The following is a 19,622-nucleotide window of genomic DNA, read 5'->3' as shown; positions in this document are numbered from 1 at the left end:
TGCGGGTGGTACCCGAATGTGCGAGAACCCGGACCGGCGCGTCGATCGCCGCTGGCCCGGGTTCTCAGCAGGTGGACCGGCTCAGAGCACGTCGGCGAGATCGGACAGCAGCGCGGCCTTCGGCTTCGCGCCCACGATCTGCTTCACCGGCTTGCCGCCCTGGAACAGGATCAGCGTCGGAATCGACATCACCTGGTAGTCACGCGCCGTGTTCGGGTTCTCGTCGATGTCGAGCTTCGCGACGGTGATCTTGTCGCCGTTTTCCTTCGCGATCTCCTCGAGCACCGGGGCGACCATCTTGCACGGTCCGCACCAGGTCGCCCAGAAATCGACGAGAACGGGCTTCTCGCTGGTCAGGACGTCGTCCACGAACGACTTGTCAGTCACCTTCACGGGTTCGGACATCGCTTGCTCCTTCAACTCGGTGGGAAAGTCAGTGCTCGCCGGCGCCGTAGCCGCCGCCGACCAGTTCCGGTGCCTCGTGCGCCTGCGACTCGCCGTGCTCCGCGAGCCATCGTTCCGCGTCGATCGCCGCGCTGCAGCCGGAACCGGCCGCGGTGATCGCCTGGCGGTAGGTGCGGTCGACCAGGTCGCCGGCGGCGAACACGCCGGGTACGTTCGTGTAGGACGTGCGGCCCTGCGTGAGCACGTAGCCGTCCTCGTCCACGTCCACCTGGCCGCGGACCAGCTCGCTGCGCGGGTCGTGGCCGATCGCGACGAAGAACCCGGTCACGTCGAGCGTCTTCTCCTCGCCGGACTTCGTGTCGCGCACCTTCAGGCCGGACACCGTCCCGTCGCCCTCGACGCCGGTGATCTGCGAGTTCAGCTGCCACTTGATCTTGTCGTTCGCGCGAGCGCGCTCGAGCATGATCTTCGACGCCCGGAACTCGTCGCGGCGGTGCACGATCGTCACCGACTTGGCGAACTTCGTCAGGAAGGTCGCCTCCTCCATCGCCGAGTCGCCGCCGCCGGCCACGGCGATGTCGTGGTCGCGGAAGAAGAAACCGTCACAGGTCGCACAGGCGGACACGCCGCGGCCGAGCAGCTCCTGCTCGCCCGGCACCTTCAGGTACCGCGCGGCGGCGCCCATGGCGAGGATGACCGCGCGGGCGGCGTAGCGCTTGCCGTTCGCGACGACGTACTTCACGTCGCCGGTCAGCTCGAGCGACTCGACGTCCTCCGCGCGCAGCTCGGCGCCGAAACGCTCGGCCTGCTTGCGCATCTCCTCCATCAGGTCCGGGCCCTGGATCCCGTCGCGGAAGCCCGGGAAGTTCTCGACCTCGGTGGTCGTCATCAGCGCGCCGCCGAACTGCGTGCCCTCGAACACCAGCGGTTCGAGCTGTGCGCGCGCCGCGTAGACCGCTGCGGTGTAACCGGCAGGACCCGACCCGACGACGATCAGGTTCCTGATTTCCTCGGCAGCCACCCGTCAACCCTCCGCTCGTCATGACCTGTGCTCCAGGCTCAACACGATCGTAGGTGGAGGTGTTCCCGGCGGTGACGGCCGCTACGCCCTGCCCGCTACTTCTTGCCGACCACCTTGTCGAACAGCTTGTCCGGGTGGCCCGGCCCGCAGTCCGCGCCGAACGCGACCAGCCGGAACTGCGCGAGCTTGCCGGTGGTGTAAATCGCCACCACGCCCGGCTTGCCCTCGACCGTCACCGGCCGCACGCCTTCCGGCCGCACCGCCGGGTCCATGCCCGCCGCCTCGACACACGCGTCGAACCGCTTCCCGTCCTGCAGCGGACCGTAGTTCCGCACGCCGAGACCGCCGCCGAGCAGCGCTTCCGCCCCGCTCCCGTCGGCGCCGACGGACGGGCCGCCCACCGCGGACGGTGCGGGCGCGGCGACGCCGGAGGTCTCCGAGGTCGTCTTGCCGGGCACCGTCAGCGTGATCGCTACCGCGGCGGCCGCGGCGGCGGTCAGGATCCCGGCACCCCAGCCGAGCTGCCGGTTCCGCCGCTTCCGCGCCGCCGACAGGTCCACCACCGGCGCGACCTGCTGCTCAGCAGGCGCCGGTGCCGCGGCCGGAAACGTCGCCTCCTGCCGGGCCGCCGACTCCGCGGCGAGCGCGGCGTCGAGCCGGGCCGCGAACTCGGCGGGCATCGGCGGGGCCGGTTCCGCGGCGAGCGCGGACAGGTCGGCGGTGGTCGCCTCGAGGGCCTCGATGATCGCGCGTGCTTCCGGATCCGCGTTCACCCGCGGCCACAGCTGCGCTGCCTCGTGCTCGTCGAGGACCCCGGCGTGGAGGTCGGCGAGCAGGTCGACAGACCAGGGCGGTCCGATGGTTCCGCCTGCCCCCCGGCTCTCGTCCGTCATCGTCCCTCCCCGTTCCCCGGCGAGCGCTGGGCTCGCCCGGCACTCCGGGACCCCTCCGAAGTGGCGTGCTTGCGTTTGCTTTCGTTAGTTGGGACGTCGCCACCCGCGTCCGGGTTCCGCAGATGCCCGAGAACCTTCGCGAGTTTTCCCCGCCCGCGCGCACACCGGCTCTTGACCGTGCCCTCGGCGATGCCGAGCATCTTCGCGGTCTCGGCCACCGAATAGCCCTCGACGTCGACGAGCAGGATCGGCGCGCGCTGGTCTTCGGGCAACTCGTCGAGCGCCTTGCGGACCAGCAGGCTGGTTTCCTTCTCCGCCATCGAATCGCCGGGCGCGGCCGGTTCGTTGAACTCCCCGGTCTCGGGCAGCGGCACGGTCGGCCGGGCCTGCCTCCGCCGGATCCGGTCGAGGCACGCGTTCACCACGATCCGGTGCAGCCAGGTGGTGACCTGCGATTCCGCGCGGAACTTGCCCGCCGCGCGGAACGCCGAGATGAACGCCTCCTGCAGCGCGTCCGCCGCCTCTTCCGGATCGCGCAGCGTGCGCAGCGCTACCGCCCACATGCGGTCTCGATGCCGCCGGACCAGTTCACTGAACGCATGCGGATCGCCCGCGGCGTGTGCCGCGATCAGATCCGCATCCGTGGGAGCTGCAGCCGTCACCCGGCAGAGCCTACTGAGTCGTGGTCGCAGGTCACGCCGCAGGCAGGAAGGTCAGCTCTCCGATCTGGCTCACGAAGCCGTTGCCGCCGTTGTCGCCCAGCTGGGTGATCCAGACGATGAAGTACTGGCTTTGCGTCGGCTGCTGCAGGGTGATCGTGGTGTCCGGCCCGTTCAGGTCCCCGCCTCCGACCACCTTGGTGTCGTCGAGCTGCGGGTTCTTGCTGTCCGCCGACCGGATCTCGACCTTCGTGCCCGGGCTGTCCGCGCTGATCTTCACCTGCGCGAGGTTCACCGGGTTGTCGAACGAGACCGCGATCCCGACGCCGGGCTTCAGCGCGGGCAGCTGCTGCTGGTACTGGTCGGTCTTCCAGACCGTGCCCGGGTCGCCGTCGATCGTGTTCTTCACCCGGCCGGGGTTGTCGCCCGAGCCCTCCGGGTTGTAGAGCGAGGCTGATTTCGGAGCCACCGGATCGCCGATCTTCGGACCCGCGGGCGGCTGGTTCCCCGGCGGCGGCGCCTGGTTGCCCGGTTTGGCCGGGGCCGCGCTGCTCGGGGGTGCCGCGACGTTGAGCGGAGGACCGGACGGTTTGCCGTCGCCCTGGAACAGGTTGATCAGCATCAGCCCGCCCCACGCGAGGATCACCACGGTCGCGACCACCAGCACGGTGACGCCGAAGGCCAGCTTCCGCCGCCGCGCGACGTCCTTCACCGGCTTCTTCGTGGTCCAGATCGTGCCGTCGGAATCGACCGCCTCGTCCTTGCCGACCGCGTTGATCAGCTGGGTGCGTTCCTCCTGCTCGGCGACCTGGCCGAGCACGCGCAGGATGGCCGAGCTGGTGCGGATCCCGCCGCTGCCGCCGTCCTCGATCGTGCGGACGGCCAGCGAGGACAGCTCCGGCGGCACCGCGGGCACCAGCGACCGCGGCGGCACGACGTGCCCCTGCGGGGTGAGCGGCGCCGCGGGGATCGCGGGCGGTCCGCCGGGCAGCGCCCAGCGTCCGGTGAGCAGTAGATACAGGACCGCGCCGAGCGCCTTGACGTCGTCGCGGAGGGTGGCTTCCGGCAGCGGGCCGGGGAAGGCGAGCTTAAGCGCGCCGCCCGGCGTGAGCCGCAGTCGCTGCGGGTGGTCGAGGCCGAGGACGAGACCGTTCTGGTGGGCGTGGTCGACCGCCTCGGCGAGCGCCTGCACCATCCGCGCGGCCGCGGCGGGGGCCACCGGGCGCTGCGCGACCAGGTCCACCAGGTCGCTGCCCTTGGTCCACTCCGCCACCACGACGCCGAGCAGTCCCTCGCTGGAGGTGACGCCGCTGCCGAGGCTGAGCACGTCGAGCACCCGCGCGACGCCGCCGTGTCCGAACTTCGACGCGTGCGCGGCCCGTTCCAGGGTGCGCCGGGCCTGCCGCGCCGCCTCCGGGTCGGCCGGATCGCCGACCAGCAGCGTCAGTGCGACGTCCCGTTTGAGCTGCCCGTCCCGTGCCCGCCAGAGGTGCGCCGCGGCTCGCTCGTCCACCCCGAACTGGGCAAGCAGGCGATACCGGCCGTCCCCTACGACGCGTCCGGGCGCGAGCGATCCGCCCCGGGCGCGAATGCCCGCGGCGTCCCCCGCCTGCTCGCTTCGTCTCGTGTCCACGCTCTCTCCCGCTTCGCTCCCGGCACCGAGGGTACCCGGATCATCAGCCGTAGAAGCGTCGTGAGTCGTGAATCAATCGTTACCCGCGCTTGATCAATCGAGTGAATCTCGATGTTACGGGCTTCAGCTCCTCGACCTTCAGCGCCATGAGCACCCCGAACGAGACCGTGATCCCGACGACTCCCTGCAGGACGAGCTTGATCCAGGCGTGCGGAACCGGGCCGAGGGACGAGGGCACGATCAGCCCCACGACCCACGCGGCGGCGACCCCGAGCACACTCGCCACGACCGTGAACAGGATCACCCCGATCACCCGCTTGCTGCGCAGGTTGCCGAGCGTCACCCACAGCCACACCTGGCCGAGCATCGCGCCGATCACGTAGGTCAGCGCGTTGACCATCATGACGCCGAGCACGACGTTCTCCGGGTTCAGCAGCACCGGGCACAGGAACAGCAGCGGCACCTTGACCACAGTCATCACGATCATGATCAACGTCGGCGTGCGCGCGTCCTTCATCGCGTAGAACACCCGCATCTGGAGCATCACCAGCGCGTACGGCAGCAGCGCGAACGCCGTGATCGCCAGCGCCTGGCCCATCCGCTCGGCGCCCTCCAGCGAGCCCTTGCCCAGCGCGAACAGCGCGACGCCCATCGACGAGCCGACGATGGTCATCACCGCGGAGATCGGGACGAGGGTCACCGTCGAGATCCGCGAGGCGTAGGACAGGTCGGCGACCAGCTTCTTCGTGTCGCCGTCGGCGGCGGCGCGGCTCATCCTCGGCATGATCGCGGTCAGCAGCGAGACGCCGAGCACGCCGTAGGGAAGCTGGAAGAGCAGCCACGCGTAGTTGTAGGCGGTGACGCCGCCCGAGGTGCCCTTGGTGAGCACGCGGGTGGTGATCGTGAGGCCGACCTGGCTGACCGCGACGTAGCCGACAACCCACAGGGCCAGCCCGCCGAACTCCTTCATCCGGCTGTCCAGGCCCCAGCGCCAGCGCGGGCGGAAGCCCGACCGCAGCAGCGGCGGGACCAGCATGAGCGCCTGCGCGGCGATGCCGCCGGTGACGCCGAGGCCGAGGATGAGCACCTTCGGGTCGGTGAGCGACGGATTGCCGGTGTCGATCGAACCGGGCATCAGCCAGACCACGAGGATCGTGAAGATGACCACCAGGTTGTTGATCACCGGGGCCCACGCGGTCGGACCGAACACGTGCTTGGCGTTCAGCATCGCCGAGACCAGCGCGAACACGCCGTAGAAGAAGATCTCCGGCAGCAGCAGATAGGCGAACGCCGTGGTCAGGCCCGCGCTCGCGTTGCCGGACGAATCGATGTACAGCGACGTGAACGCCGGTGCCGCGACCACCGCGATCACGGTGCCGATGAACAGCACGGTGACGCCGGTGGTCAGCAGCCGTTGCGCGTAGGCCTGGCCGTGGTCCGGATCGTCCTGCGAACGCACCAGCAGCGGCACCACCACGCTGGTGAGCACGCCGCCGAGCAGCAGCTCGAAGATGATGTTCGGCATCGTGTTCGCGACGTTGAACGAGTCGGTCGCGATCCCGTTGCCGATCGCCGCGACCAGCAGCACCTTCCACAGGAACCCGGTGATCCGGCTGATCAGCGACGCGATCGCCATCCGGCCGGACTCCTTGGCCACCGACGGGCCTTCGTCCTTCGGCTGCTCGGGAGCCTCGGCCGGACGCGCGAGCGGCGCGTCCTTGATCCGCGGCATGACCTGGGTGGCCAGCGCGTCGTACGGGCGCAGCACGTCCGGGTCGGCCGTCGGCCAGCGCGACGGGGCCGCCAGCGGGACGCCGGCGGTGCGCGGGATGAACCGGGTGGCGTCCGGGTCCCGCATCGCCTCTTCCTGCCACGGCCGGATCGGCGTGCCGGGTCGCGGGCCGCGGCCGCGGTGCACCGGCGGCTGCGGGCCCGGCACGTTCGCGGGCGGCGGCGTCGGCTGCGGAAGCTGGCCCCGGTTCGGCGCCTGGTTCGCCGGCGGGACCGGCTGCGGGCCCGACGGCGGGAGTTGCTGAGGTCCGGACGGCGGCCCGGACGGCCGCGGCGGGGGCGGCCGGCGCACCGGCGGCATGGCGGCCCTGGTCGGGGCCGGACGCTGCTGGCCGTTCGGCGGCGGGACGCGGCGCGCGCGAGGGTCCCGGGGCTCGCCGCCGCGCGGGTCGATCCGGCGCGGCTGGGCCCGGTCGGAAGGAGCCCGGTCGACGGGCACTCGGTCGGCGGGCGGACGTTCGGCGGGCGGGCGGTCGTCCGGCAACGGCATCCGGCGGGTGCCGTTGGGCGGCGGCTGCCTGCGGTCGGCGGGCGGCGGCGGAGGAGGGGGCGGCGGCTGGCGACGGGCGTCCCGAACCGCGCGGCGAGGCTGGTCGCTCCGCCTCGGCGCCGCGCCGTCCCGCCGAGGACGCCCCGCACGCTCGGGTGGCTGACCCGGCTCTTTGTCCAACGCGTGCCCAATCCTCGGCGGTCCCCTGGCTCCCTGCCATTGTGGCAGCGCCGACCCAGGGTAATCGGGAACGGGCGCGCGCACCCGGCCCCCGCCGGATGTCAGGGCGTGCCGCTCCGGCCCTCCTTGATCCGCCGGTAGATCCGCCGGGACGCGAGCAGGAGCAGCGCACAACCAGCGGCGACGGTGACGATGATGGTGATCGGGCCGTATTCGGTCGAGGTCAGCTCGAACCGCGCGGTCGCGCCGAGATCTGTGCCCGATGGGGTGGTCAACGACACATCGACCGACAGGTGACCGGCCCGCAGCGCCTCGATCTGCACGTACTTGGTCTGCCCGCCCTTGGCCGGGAAGAGCCAGTTCTTCGCCGCCTGCTCCGGCCGGACGCCCATGTTGTTCTTGAGCGCGATCTGCGCGGAGACGCCGACCGGCAGGTCGTTGTGCACGTACACCGGCAGCGGCGAGGACCCGGACGCGAGCGCAATCGTTTGCTTCGGCTGTTCGACGGTCACCTGGTCGCGGATCGCGGCGAGTTCGGCGGTCGCGTTCGCCGAGGCCGACGACGGCACGCCGGACGGCCCGAACGCGGTCGAGCTGCCGCGGACCAGCGCGTCGCGCACCGGCCCGACTATCGCCTTCGGCTCGACCCGGTTCCGCTGGTCCACCTGCATCGCGGACATCAGGCTGGCGGCGTCCTGGTCGAGGCCGGACAGCTGGTCGGCGACCGCCGCGCCGCCGTCCGACCGGGGGCCGGCGACCAGCGAGGCGCTGCCGTCCGGGGGGCTCCCCAGCAGGTCGTCGAGCGTCGAACCGGCCGTCACGCCGGCGGCGGTGAGCTTGCCGAGCCCGGACAGGAAGGCGTTCAGCTCGTCGGTGGTGGCGTCCCAGCGCCGCGGCGGCGCGACGAGCAGCGGTCCGCTGGTGGCGCCCTCGGTGCGGCCGAGCCCGGCTTCGAAGGCGATCGCGGCGAGCCCGTTCTGCGTGGAGACCGCGCGCTGCGACGCACCGCTGTAGGTGGTCGGCGTCTGCGGGCTCGGCAGGAATCCGGTGAGACCGGCGGTGGCCATCGAGTTGGTCGGCTGCGCGCGAAGGCCGTCGGAAAGCGTCGCGGCGCCGGTGACGGTCTCGTCGTCACCGCCCGCGCGCAGCTTGCCGCTGTCGGTGAGCACGGTCTGGTAGCCGCCCGACGAAATCGCCGAGAGTGCCTTCTCGTCCGGCGTGCCGCCCGGCCACAGCACGCCGCTCTTCGACTCGACGCCGAGCACCTCGCGGATCGTCGCGGTGCCGTTCAACGCCGTGGTCAGGAGACCGGCGTCGGGGTTGCCGTCCGCGCCGCGGATCTTGCCCAGCGTGGTCAGGTCGGCGTCGGCGAACGGCAGCGGGATCACGCAGCGGCCGGTGACCAGCGCGCGCAGCGCCGCCAGCCAGTTCGACGCGGCGTCCGCGCCCTTGCCCGCCACCCCGCCGCTGACCCGGTAGCCGTTGCGCATCGCGTCGACGGTGCGCAGCAGGTCGGGGTCGAGGGCGAAGCAGAGCGAGCTGCCGATCTTCTGGTTGTTCTCCTGTGCCGCCCGCGCCGCCGAGACCAGGGAATACAGCCGTCCGCCCGGGCTCAGTTCGTCGGCGAGGGAATCGTCGGTGAGCGTCATCGGCACGCCGAACGGCGCGGACTGGATGTGCGGGGTGCTGTCGGTGATCGGCCACAGCACGGCGACCTTCGAATGCCGCTGCGTCGCCTGGTTGTTCGCGTGGCCCGGGGTGGACAGCACCGGCAGGAGCAAACTCACCGCGGCGAGCCGGGCCGGGCCGCCGTACTCCGGGGTGCCGTTCACGTTCACCAGCAGCGGGTACACGCCCGGCCGGAGCGCCGCGCCGCGCGGTCCGGTGAGCGGCACGGTGATGTCGAGCCGGGCGCTCTGGCCGGGTTCCAGCTCCGGGGCGAGCGACACGAAGTCGGTGAGCGGGCTGTCCTGCACCGGGTTCCCGGCGAGCACCGAGTCCATCGCGCGCGGGCTGGCGAGGCGTTCGCCGATCTGCAGCCGGGCCATCGGCTTGACGATCCGCCGGGACCCGGTGTTGGTGACCGTCCCGGTCACCGTGATGGCCTGGTCCGAGCTGGTGACCAGGCGCGGGGAGAACTGGCCGAGGTCGAGCCGCAGCCGGGCCGGTTCCCCGGACGAGTTCTCCTGCGCGCCGGCCGGCGCACCGAACAACGCGGTGGCGGCGACGATCAGCAAGGACAGCAAGAAGGCGGCGGGCCGCTTCACTTCGGGTGCTCCCTCTCAGCCGCGCTCGTCGGGCGCGAAAAGTTCCGCTGCCCCGCGCACCAGCTTGCGCTCGTCCGCGTAGGCGAGGGTGGTCTCCAGCTCGGCCAGCGGAACCCAGGCGACCTCGGTCACCTCGACGTCCTCGTCCGACAGTTCGCCGCCGGTGGCTTCGAGCAGGAAATGGTGCACGGTCTTGTGCACCCGGCGCTGCTGCGCGACGAACCAGTAGTCGATGGTGCCCAGCGGGTGCAGGACGCGCGCGGAGATGCCGGTTTCCTCCTTCACCTCGCGCACCGCGGTCTGCTCCACCGTTTCCCCGTCCTCGATGTGGCCCTTCGGCAACGACCACAGCAGTCTGCCGTGTCGGTCGAGCCGCCCGATCAGCACCGCGCGTTCGCGCTCCGGGTCGACGACCAGTCCGCCCGCCGAGGTCTCGTCGACCGTGGTCAGCCGCCTGCCGCGGTGGCGCCGTCGCCGCCGGCGCGGCGTCGGCGGTCCGGCGCGACCGGCAGATCCAGACATGCTGCGATGCTAGAGCAAACGGCCGCCCGGGTACTCTGGCTCTCCGTGTCCGTGTCCGGCGGCGTCCGCGGTGGCGGCGCCATTTTCGTGGTGGGATTCGAGTGAACAACCTGGTCGCCCAGCAGAACGCGGTGACGGAACTGATGCGAGTGTCCCCGTTGGCCGACGAGCTGGCCGAGCGCTTCGCCCGCGCCGGCCACAGCCTGTACCTGGTGGGCGGCAGCGTGCGCGACGCGTTGCTCGGCAGGCTGTCGAGCGACCTCGACTTCACCACCGACGCGCGTCCGGACCGGGTGCTGCAGATAGTGAGCGAATGGGGCGACGCGGTCTGGGACGTCGGCATCGCGTTCGGCACCGTCGGCGTCACCAAGAACGGCACGACGCTGGAGATCACGACGTTCCGCGCGGATAGCTACGACCGCGTCGGCCGCAACCCCGAGGTCACCTTCGGCGACACCATCGAGGGCGACCTGCTGCGCCGCGACTTCACCGTCAACGCGATGGCGATCGACCTGGTCGGGAAGACGTTCATCGACCCGCACGACGGCATGGACGCGCTCCGGCTGAAGGTGCTCGACACCCCGGCGCTGCCGCAGGAGTCGTTCGCCGACGACCCGTTGCGGATGATGCGCGCCGCCCGGTTCTCCGCGCAGCTCGGCTTCACCGCCGCGCCGCGCGTGGTCGAGGCGATGACGTCGATGGCCGAGGAGATCGACCGGATCACCGCCGAGCGGGTCCAGACCGAACTGTCGAAGCTGATGCTCGCCCCCGACCCGCGGCCGGGCCTGGAGCTGCTGGTCGACACCGGGCTGGCCGACCGCGTGCTGCCCGAACTGCCCGGCATGCGGCTGGCGATCGACGAGCACCACCAGCACAAGGACGTCTACCAGCATTCGCTGACCGTGCTCGCGCAGGCGATCGCGCTCGAGAAGTCGCACGAGCCGACCAGCGAACCGGACCTCGTGCTCCGGCTGGCCGCGCTGCTGCACGACATCGGCAAGCCGGCCACCCGCGAGTTCACCCCCGGCGGCGGCGTGAGCTTCCACCACCACGAGGTGGTCGGCGCGCGGATGGCCCGCAAACGTTTGCGCGCGCTGAAATACTCGAAGGAGATCGTCGAGCAGGTCTCCCAGCTCGTGTTCCTCCACCTGCGGTTTCACGGGTACGGCGGCGGCGAGTGGACCGATTCGGCGGTCCGCCGCTACGTCACCGACGCCGGCGACCTGCTGACCCGGCTGCACAAGCTCGTCCGCGCCGATTCGACCACGCGCAACAAGCGCAAGGCGGCCGCGCTGCAGGCGACCTACGACGACCTCGAGGCCCGCATCGAGCGGATCAAGGAGCAGGAGGACCTCGACCGCGTCCGGCCGGACCTCGACGGCAACGAGATCATGCGGCTGCTCGGCCTCCCGCCGGGCCCGCAGGTCGGCCGGGCCTGGAAGTTCCTCAAGGAGCTGCGCCTCGACCGCGGTCCGCTCGACCACGACGAGGCGGTCGCCGAGCTGAAGAAATGGGCGAAGACCGAGGGGCTCGGCTCGGGCGAATAGTCCCGGGAAGTGAATTCGGGATCGCGGGTTCACCACGATCCCCCTTTGGCCTCTGGATCATCGCCCGGCCAGCCGAGATACTCCCTGTCTCGAACCGAACGGGGGGATCGATGGCGCGGCAGCACGACGGGGACCGGCGCGGAGCCAGCTTTCTCGTCATGCTGCTGCGGCGCGGCACGCCCGCGCTGGCGACCGCGACGACCGGGCTGACCGACGAGATCGCCGATCCCACCCCGGTGCGGGCGCTGCAGCGGATCTCGCGGATGGCCGGTCCGGTCGACGACCGGCAGCACGACGGCCTGCTGTTGCGGGCGGCCCGGTACGTGGTGCTGGTCCCGCTCGTCTACCGGCTGCTGGTGGTGCCGGCGACGTTCGTTTCGTACGCGGTCAAGCACGGTTCGGCCGGGCTGGCGTCGGTCGCGATCGTGACCGCGTTTTCGGTCGCGCTGAGTGCGTTCGGCCTGGCTTGGATGATGCGCCGGGCCCCGTTCCGCAGCGACCTCGCCGGGCGGCTGCTGCTGGTCGACCTCGTGGCCACGCTCACGTTCGAGCTGTTCACGGGCGCGACGGTGTCGCCCGCGGTGTTCCACGACGCGGTCGGCGTCGCGGACAAGCACCTGTTCGGCAGCGTCGCCCTGCTCACGCTCGCCGTCGGCATCCCGTCCGGGCTCGGCCTGGCGGTGCTCAGCCTGCCGGTGCGGCTGCTGTCCGACCTGTTCAACCACGGCACGTTCGATTTCGCGCAGGCCGCGTCGCTGTATCCGACGATGTTCGGCGTCCTGTTCACCGCGACCGGCGCGCTGATCCTGCTCGGGCTCGGGATCCGGCTGGCGCTGGCGTACGGGATCCGCAACGGGCGGCTCGCCGAACGCGCGCGGCAGCACCGGATGCTGCACGACACGGTGCTGCAGACGCTCGAAGCGATCGCGCTCGGCGGTCCAGGGGATTCGGATCAGCGGCTGGTCGAGGTGCAGCGGCTGGCCCGCGCGCAGGCGATCGAACTGCGGCAGACGATCGAGACCGCCGCGGCGCAGCGGGCCGAAGAAGGCGCGCGGCCGCTCGGCGAGAAGCTCGCGGCGCTGGCCGCGGAGATGGCGCGCGACGGTCTGCGCGCGCAGCTGGTGATCGCCGAACTCGATGACGACACGCTGTCCGAGGTCCGGCAGATCGCGATCCGCGATGCGGTGCGGGAGGCCATGCGCAACACGATGAAGCACGCGGAGACGGACAAGGTCGTGGTGCGCGTGGAGGAACGCAATGGCGGGATCGCGGTGATCACGCGGGACCACGGCACCGGGTTCAGCCCGCACGAACGGCCGGCTGGCTTCGGGATCAGCGAGTCGATCACCGCGCGGCTGGCCGAGGTCGGCGGGACCTCGCTGGTCGAATCGAGTCCGGGGAGCGGAACGAGGGTGACGTTGTGGGTGCCGCTGTGAGCGGGGTGGCCGGGGCGCTGGCGGCGTACCGGGACGGGGACGTCGAACGCGCGGGTGCGCTTGCTTCGGCTTCCGGGACGCTGCTGGGCGCAGAGCTGGCGACGTATCTCGCGGCGGGCCCGAGCGGTCCGGTGTACGACCAGCCCGCCGCGTTCACGGCGTTCATTCGCGGCGGCGGGAACGTCGAGTTGTACCGGCGGTTGAGCGGAGAACTGGCTGCGCGGTACGACTCCTGGCGTCCGGAAGCGTTGCTGGATCTGGGCTGCGGCGACGGGCTGGCGATCGAACCGGCGTTGGCGCGGGCCTCGTTCCGGCCGGAGCGGATCGACCTCGTCGAACCGTCGGAGGCGCTGCTCGCCGACGTCGAAATCCCTGGTGCGCGCCGGTTTTCCCGGACCGCGCAGGACTTTCTCGCCGCGACTGGTTCCACGTGGAACCTCACGCAATCGACGTTCGCGCTGCAGTCGATCGAGCCCGCCGTCCGGGCCGCGGTGCTGAGCGCGTTGCGATCGCGGACGGAACGGTTGGTGCTGGCGGAATTCGACGTGCCGGACACCGCTGACCTGGAGTCGCTCGCGCAGCGGTACGAACGGGGCGTCGCCGAATACGGCGAGCAGGCTTCCCTGGTGGCACAAGGGTTTCTGCTGCCGGTGTTGCTGGGTGTCGCGGCCGGGACGGCGCGGACGAACTGGGAACATCCGGCCGCGGAGTGGACCCGGCAGCTCGAGGCCGCCGGGTTCGCCGACGTGACAGTGGAACCGCTCGCGGACTACTGGTGGTCGCCCGCCGTGCTGATCACGGCTTCACAGCCGGGATAGCGCTCCCTGTTCGAGGTGCTGCGCGATCGGCCGCGGCAGCAGGTACGCGACGGCGCCGCCGGGCTGCCCGCCCCACGGCGCGGTGACGCCGGTCAGCACCCGGATCGTGCGCTGCACGCGGTATTCGTGCCGGTCGCGTTCGCGGTCCGGCGTCAGCGAGGTTTCGAGGAACCGCACCGCGTTCGGGTGCACCAGGTTCCCCGCGTCGGGCCCGAACCGGACCACGGTCGTGCCGGCGGGCAGCGCGACGATCCGCTTGCCGCGGAAGAACGACAGCGGCGGCTCGCCGCGCATCGGCAGGATCGGCCAGTCCGCGGGCTGATCGGATTCGTCCGGGGCCTGCGGCGGCAGCATCAGCAGCGTGCCGAGGAGGAAGCGGGCCGCGTCGGCGAGGCTGGCGAACGCGACCGGCTCCACCGACGGCGGACGCGACACCTCCCAGCGGTTTTCCGCGCGCCGCAACGTCCACACGCCCTCGGCGGGCACCTCGTCCGCGCCGATCCGGTACGCCGACGACGGCACGCCGTGCTCGACAAGCCGTTGCTGCAGCAGCGCCAACGTCTCGGCCGCGCGCAACCCGCGGTTCGGCTCGCCGCGGACCGCCCGGGCCAGCGAACTGTCGTCCGGAATGTCGGCCTCGGTACGCCCCGGACGCGGTTTGCCGAGCACGTCGGCCTCGGCGGTCGCGCGCACCAGGTCGCGCACGATCGGCGGCCGGAACCCGGCGGCGCGGATGTGCTCGACCAGCTCCGGCTCCGGCGGAACGCCGTATTTGCGCAGGTAGTGCGGCACGGCGGCGGGCCAGATCCAGGTGCCGTCGGTGTGGAAGGCCTGCGGCACGTCCGGCGGCGCGCCGGGCGCGAAGAGGTCCGGCTGCGGCACCGGCCGGTGCAGGACGACGGGCGAGCGGAACAGGTAGTCGAGCACGCCGCGGACCTGGTCCGGCGGCACCGGCGGCCGGTTCACCACGGGGCGCTCGCCCTCGTTGTGCGCGTCGACCGGCCGGGCCTGGCGGAAGCCGATGCTCAGCGGCAGCCCGGCTTTCGCGCCGAGCCAGTCCGGCAGGTGCTTGTCCGGACGCGGGAACCGGGTCAGCTCCACGAGATAGGACTCGCGGGCGGGTTCGCCGGCGTCGTTGGGCGGCAGCCGCCAGTCCGGCTCCTGGTCGGCGTCGAAGTCGAAATCGAACTGCGAATCGGCGTCGAGCGTGAAGGTGCCTTGGAACCAAGTGCCGGTCTCCGGCTGGTACATCGCGGCGCGCAGCTGGGAGAACAACGTGCTCAGCTGCGGCGTGCCGGGCAACGCGACCGAAACCGGGCCGTTCTCGTCGCCGACCGCGCGGACCTCCAGTTCGGCGTAGTCGCCGACCTGCCGGAACTGCGCCGCGACCCGCGTCCACCCGCCGGGCACCTGGCGCAGCGTGCGGCCGATCCCGCGCAGGATCCGGGTCTGGTCGCCGCCGTCGATCTCGGCTTTCGGCTCGCCGTAGTCGTGCCGGGTCAGCCACAGTCCGGTGAGCTGCTTGCCGGGGACGGTCACCGAGAAATCGGTGAGCCCGAGCTGCGCGGCGCGCAGCGGATCGTGCCGCGTCCAGCGCAGCGTCAGATTCGGCTGGTCGCCCGGCGCGACCTCGAACAGCTCGTCGTCGTATTCGACGTAGGTGCGCAGGTCGAACGTCGCGGGCACCTCGTTCGCGAGGACGACCCTCGCCGACTTTCCCTCGTGCTCGCGGTCGAATCCCTCGGGCGCTTCCTCGTCGCCGATGACGGTCAGCAGCAGCGTGCCGTCGGTGGTGGAGCGCTGTGCCGCGAAAGTGCGTTCGTCGAGCGTCGCGTACAGGCCGTCTGGGCGTTCTCCCGATTCCACCCGGTACCGCACGTCTGGTTCCTCCCCGAAGTCCCCCGTGTAGCCGCAACGAACTTAGCCGACCGGGTCACGACCCGACCATCGGTCACCGGAGACGGGAGAAGATGCGCCCACAAATACCTGCTCGGGTGACCGATCAGTGTCGTGGGTAGCGCTGCACCCAGGCGTCGCCGAGTGCGTTGCGCGCCGAATGGCGGTCGAAATGCCACAGCGCGTCGGTCGCCACCTGTTCGATCAGGTGGTGCAATTCAAGCTGTTCGACCCACTTCCGGGGCAGGCCGGGGACGCCCACGCGCGCGCCGAGCAGCGCACCGGTCAACGCGCCGGTGAGCGCGCTGCGGCCGGAGTGGTTCACCGCGCGCAACATGGCCTGTTCCGGGTAATTCTCGAAGCCGGACAGCGCGGCGAACGAACGGCCGAGGACGGACAGCGTGCTGTGCCCGTCGCCGATCAGCTCCGGCATCCGCAGGTCCGGCAGGCCGTGCTCGCCGAAGAACGGCACCGCCTCGGCCACCAGTTCGCGCACCGGTCCCCACTCCGGGCCGTCGTGCTCTTCGAGGACCTCGCGGGACAGATTCCACACCGGATAGCTGAACGAATCCTTCGTGAGCGCCTTCTCGAACACCCACGCCAGGTAGGTCGCGGCGGCGACGTCGTCCGGCTGGTGCGTCACGCCGGCCAGATCGCGCACGACCTGGCCGATGCCGCCGCTGAACCCGGTGCCCGGACCCGCCGCGGTCAGCACCGCGGGCAGCGCGCCGAGCAGCGCGGCCGGACCCGACAGCGGCGCGGCTTGCGGATCGCCGGTGACCAGCGCGAAGTACGCGTTCAGCTCGGCGTCGTCGATGGCGCGGCGGGCGTGCAGTTCGGGCACCTTGACGAGGAAACCGTCGGCGTTCTGGATCGCCGCGCCCTGCGTGTGCAGCCAGCGGCCCAGTGCGCCGCGGACCACGCCGGGGAACAGCTTTTCGACGTCGCGCGACTCCGGCTGTTCGCGGTGTGGACTGCGGATCACCGCCTCGGTGAGGAAAAGCAGCCGCTGCGTCATCGAGCCGATCCGGCCCGGCTGGTCGAACGCGAGCGGCAGGTCCCGGACGCCGTCCGGGCCGTAGGTCGAGACGATCTCGTCGAGCCGCATCCGGTCGACGGCCGAACCGAGCGCCTCGCCGAGCGCGAAGCCGACCCACGCGCCGACGACCCGCTGCCAGCCGTAGCGGAAGTTCTCCAGGCTCATCTCGGGGTACTTGCCGAACGTGTCGAGCCTCGGCACGATCCGGCCCTCGTTGTCCCAGGACGGCACGAGCCCATTGGCGCGCAGGTCGTTCGGCCGCGAGCGGCTCGGCTCCGGCTGTTCGAACCGGCGCAGCCACGACCGGCCGAGGACGGTTTTGCGGCATTCGTCCGCGGTGAGCTCGAAACCGTGCCGCCGCGCGCGTTCCGCGGCCGCCTTCGGCACGTCGACCGGTTTGTCCAGCCCGATCCGCGCGGCGGTTTCGACGGCGAACTTCTCCAGGTCTTCTTCGATCTCCGGGCAGCGGCCGTTCTCGTCGACCCGCGGCTCCTGCCGGGGAAACCGCTTCGCGATCGCGGTCAGCTCAGCGCCGGCGACGTCCTCGAAAGTCGCCGGACCGCCGTTGATCACCAGGTTCGGCGGGTGCTCGAATTCAGCGAGGGTCGCCAAGTCGACTCGCCACCAGGCGTGCTCGCGGGCGGGCAGATGCCGGGTCGAGCTGAAGACGCGCAGCTCGTTGCGTTCCTCGGAGAAGTAGAACCGGTCGGTCGCGCCGGTTTTGAGGTCGAAGGGCACGAAGACTTCGCAGCGCAGCAGCCCGATCAGCAGCTGTTCGCGCGAGAGCCAGCCGACGCTCGCGAAGGCGAGCAGGGTTTCCAGCGGGTTTTCCGGCTTCGGGTAGCCGCGGCGGATCGGACCGGCCTTGTACTCCGGGTTCTCGCGTTCGTCCCCGGTCTGGTGGCCGTCGTTGTCGACCTTCACCCAGCCCGCGACCGCGGGCAGCGGCACGCCGAGTTCGCCGAGCCCGGCCTTCGCGTACTCCGGGTCGACGACCTCGCGCCAGCTCTCCTGGCCCGGGTAGGCGACCGGGGTGCTGAGCCCGCCGGGATGCGGATGCGCCTGGCGCAGCTCCCCGTCCGGCTCGCGCACGAGCACCGACGGGGCGGGGAACAGCTCTTTGTCCGGACGGCCGTCGTCGAGGAACGCGACGGTGTTGTAGGGGATCGACCAGCCTTCGGGGACCCGCAGCACGCGGTCGTGGTCGACCCGGAGGCCGCCCGGCCCGGAGACCTCGGGGCCGTGCACGGCGCGCAACCACTTCCCGACCTTCTCCACCGCTTCCGCCGCTTCCACCTACTCGATCCTCTCCAGGCTTCCGTCGGACTCGTGTTCCGCGATCGGCTTGGGCAAGACGTACGCCACCGCGCCCCCGGGAAGGTTCGCCCAGGGCACCGTCACCCCGGTAATCACATGGAGTGATCTTCGGAGGCGAAAAGTGCTGGTCATGCGCTCCCGTTCGAGTGGCAGGGACGTCGTCGCGAACCGTACCGCCCGGTGGTGGACCAGGTTGCCGGGTTCCTCGCCGAATCGCAGAACGACGGTACCTTCCGCCAACCGAGTGAGTCTCTTGTTCCGCAGCAGCGTGAGGGGAGGGTCACCCGGCACGGGCTGGACCGGCCAGTCGGCGACTTCGCGCGCCGTTTCCAGCGGGGTTTCGCGGCCGCCGGTCGCGCGGGCGGGATGCAGCAGCAACGCGCCGAGCAGCTGTTGAGCGGCGTCTTCGAGGCGGGCGAAGATGTGGTCGCGACCGTCCGGAGCGACAACTGCCCAACCGGCTTTGACCTGGTAGAGGCTCCATTTTCCGGACTCTCGGCCGCCGAGGCAGCGGACGTCAGGCCAGATGCCGAAGGAGTCGAGCCGGTGGCCGAGGTGGGTCAGGAGTTCGGGGTCGGACAGGACCGGGTCCGGGTTGGTTTCCCGCTCCGCGGCGACGTCGCCCGCGGTGCGCTGGACGTCGTCCGGGGTCGGTCGCGGACGCGGTTTCCCAGCAAGGTCGGCTTCCGCCGTGCGGCGCACCAGAGGTTCGACGTACGGCGGGTGAAAGCGCAGGTCACGGATGTGCTGGAGCAGGTCGGGCTCGGGCGCGATCCCGTTCTCGCGCAGCTGCTCGGCCACCTCCACCGGCCAGATCCAGGTGCCGTCGGTGCGGTGTTTCGTGCCGACCTCGGCCTCGCGCTCGAGATACCGCAGCACGAGCGGCAGTTCTTCCTCCGACAGCGGTTCGCGGGTCTCGGCACCGGTGGCGGCGTGCCGGAAGACGACGCCGAGCGGGAGGCCGACGTGCAGCCGCCACCAGTCGGGAAGGTGCTCGTCGTCGCGGGGGAAGGTGGTGAGTTCGGCGAGGTAGGCGGACGAATCGGGCGGCGTCGTCCACGGGGGCTCGTCCTCGGTGAAGTAGTCGAAGTCGAACGCGCCGTCCGGGGTGAGCACGTAGCGCGCCTGGATCCAGGTGCCGCGGCCCTGCTGGTACATCTCGGCGCGCAACGCGGTGAGCCGCTGGACGACCTCGGTGCCGGCGACGGTGTTGCGGGCTTGCACCTCGAAATGGTCGCCGAGCTGGGCGAACCCGATTCCGGCCGGCGCGTCCGGATCGGCCCGGTGCGCCTTGAGCAACCGGCCGATCTCGACGAGTGCCTGCTGTCCGGCACTCGTTGGTTCCACGTGAATCATTTCGTCCGGAGCGGACGACATCAGGACCCGCGACGTCGGTTCTGCGGAACGGTTCCGCGCGGACGGACGCGGCGCGGGGTCGGCCGCGGGGCAGGCATCGAGGAGCTGTGCTGCGGTTCGGGTACGTCGGCCAGATGCTGCACGAGTGCCTGGACGGTCGACGCGAGCTGCGCGGGCGTGGTCCGCTCGAAGGCGTCCGGGGCGAATTCAAGCCGGCCGAGCGTGCCGGCGGGTCCGGCGGTAGCGCGGACGAGCCCGTCGGGCGAGGTCAGGACAGCTGGAGCGGCGTCGAGACGGGCACGGTCGTCGCCGATGGTGCTCACGGTGGCCCCCCGTGTCGGTTGCGCGGGCC

General features: G+C 71.4%; 15 protein-coding genes. 3 read left to right on the top strand and 12 right to left on the bottom strand.

Features of this window, described 5'->3' with window-relative positions; genetic code table 11:
* Nucleotides 1-81: 81 nt before the first annotated feature.
* The 8 genes from trxA to CU254_RS39135 all read right to left on the bottom strand — a co-directional run bounded on the left by trxA (nt 82) and on the right by CU254_RS39135 (nt 9,861).
* The gene (gene trxA / locus CU254_RS39170; RefSeq protein ID WP_009085330.1) at nt 82-405 is read right to left on the bottom strand and encodes a thioredoxin; all 324 of its coding nucleotides are present in this window, start codon (nt 403-405) and stop codon (nt 82-84) included.
* Between the two features lie 28 nt (nt 406-433).
* Nucleotides 434-1,426, bottom strand: coding sequence for a thioredoxin-disulfide reductase (gene trxB, locus CU254_RS39165; RefSeq protein ID WP_009085328.1), 993 nt, complete (start codon nt 1,424-1,426; stop codon nt 434-436).
* A 95-nt stretch (nt 1,427-1,521) separates the two neighbouring features.
* Entirely contained in the window at nt 1,522-2,319 is a 798-nt protein-coding gene (locus CU254_RS39160) for a hypothetical protein (protein WP_009085326.1), read from the bottom strand.
* Nucleotides 2,316-2,981 carry an RNA polymerase sigma factor SigM gene (sigM, locus tag CU254_RS39155; RefSeq protein WP_009085324.1) on the bottom strand — a complete coding sequence of 222 codons (666 nt, stop codon included), beginning with the start codon at nt 2,979-2,981 and terminating at the stop codon, nt 2,316-2,318. The genes CU254_RS39160 and sigM overlap by 4 nt, the downstream gene beginning before the upstream one ends.
* A gap of 31 nt (nt 2,982-3,012) precedes the next feature.
* Nucleotides 3,013-4,611 carry a protein kinase family protein gene (locus tag CU254_RS39150; protein ID WP_009085321.1) on the bottom strand — a complete coding sequence of 533 codons (1,599 nt, stop codon included), beginning with the start codon at nt 4,609-4,611 and terminating at the stop codon, nt 3,013-3,015.
* Between the two features lie 79 nt (nt 4,612-4,690).
* Entirely contained in the window at nt 4,691-6,469 is a 1,779-nt protein-coding gene (murJ, locus tag CU254_RS39145; RefSeq protein ID WP_234392906.1) for a murein biosynthesis integral membrane protein MurJ, read from the bottom strand.
* A gap of 704 nt (nt 6,470-7,173) precedes the next feature.
* The gene (locus CU254_RS39140; protein ID WP_009085317.1) at nt 7,174-9,339 is read right to left on the bottom strand and encodes a DUF6049 family protein; all 2,166 of its coding nucleotides are present in this window, start codon (nt 9,337-9,339) and stop codon (nt 7,174-7,176) included.
* Between the two features lie 15 nt (nt 9,340-9,354).
* On the bottom strand, nt 9,355-9,861 hold the full coding sequence (locus tag CU254_RS39135) for an NUDIX hydrolase (protein WP_009085315.1): 507 nt from the start codon (nt 9,859-9,861) through the stop codon (nt 9,355-9,357).
* Between the two features lie 101 nt (nt 9,862-9,962).
* On the opposite strand from CU254_RS39135, the gene CU254_RS39130 reads away from it, so the two are divergent.
* The 3 genes from CU254_RS39130 (at nt 9,963) to CU254_RS39120 (ending at nt 13,662) form a co-directional block, all read left to right on the top strand.
* Nucleotides 9,963-11,408, top strand: coding sequence for a CCA tRNA nucleotidyltransferase (locus CU254_RS39130; RefSeq protein ID WP_009085311.1), 1,446 nt, complete (start codon nt 9,963-9,965; stop codon nt 11,406-11,408).
* A gap of 110 nt (nt 11,409-11,518) precedes the next feature.
* Nucleotides 11,519-12,844 carry a sensor histidine kinase gene (locus tag CU254_RS39125; protein WP_009085309.1) on the top strand — a complete coding sequence of 442 codons (1,326 nt, stop codon included), beginning with the start codon at nt 11,519-11,521 and terminating at the stop codon, nt 12,842-12,844.
* Nucleotides 12,829-13,662 carry a hypothetical protein gene (locus tag CU254_RS39120; RefSeq protein ID WP_009085307.1) on the top strand — a complete coding sequence of 278 codons (834 nt, stop codon included), beginning with the start codon at nt 12,829-12,831 and terminating at the stop codon, nt 13,660-13,662. The genes CU254_RS39125 and CU254_RS39120 overlap by 16 nt, the downstream gene beginning before the upstream one ends.
* Here CU254_RS39120 and CU254_RS39115 read toward each other — a convergent pair.
* The 4 genes from CU254_RS39115 to CU254_RS39100 all read right to left on the bottom strand — a co-directional run bounded on the left by CU254_RS39115 (nt 13,648) and on the right by CU254_RS39100 (nt 19,593).
* Nucleotides 13,648-15,540 (bottom strand): TNT domain-containing protein, encoded by a 1,893-nt coding sequence (locus CU254_RS39115; protein ID WP_009085305.1) that lies wholly within the window; start codon nt 15,538-15,540, stop codon nt 13,648-13,650. The two genes, CU254_RS39120 and CU254_RS39115, sit on opposite strands and share 15 nt — an antisense overlap.
* 124 nt (nt 15,541-15,664) lie before the next feature.
* A complete protein-coding gene (locus CU254_RS39110) occupies nt 15,665-17,893 on the bottom strand; it encodes an ADP-ribosylglycohydrolase family protein (protein WP_009085303.1) in 2,229 nt (742 codons plus the stop codon).
* Nucleotides 17,894-19,270, bottom strand: coding sequence for a TNT domain-containing protein (locus tag CU254_RS39105; RefSeq protein WP_050788524.1), 1,377 nt, complete (start codon nt 19,268-19,270; stop codon nt 17,894-17,896).
* Between the two features lie 20 nt (nt 19,271-19,290).
* Complete coding sequence (locus CU254_RS39100) at nt 19,291-19,593, bottom strand: hypothetical protein (protein WP_009085300.1); 303 nt, start codon at nt 19,591-19,593, stop codon at nt 19,291-19,293.
* Nucleotides 19,594-19,622 lie beyond the last annotated feature (29 nt).

Source organism: Amycolatopsis sp. AA4 (assembly GCF_002796545.1).
Taxonomy (GTDB): Bacteria; Actinomycetota; Actinomycetes; order Mycobacteriales; family Pseudonocardiaceae; genus Amycolatopsis.
Note: the sequence above shows the minus strand (reverse complement) of the source record. Positions and strands in the feature narration are given on the sequence as shown.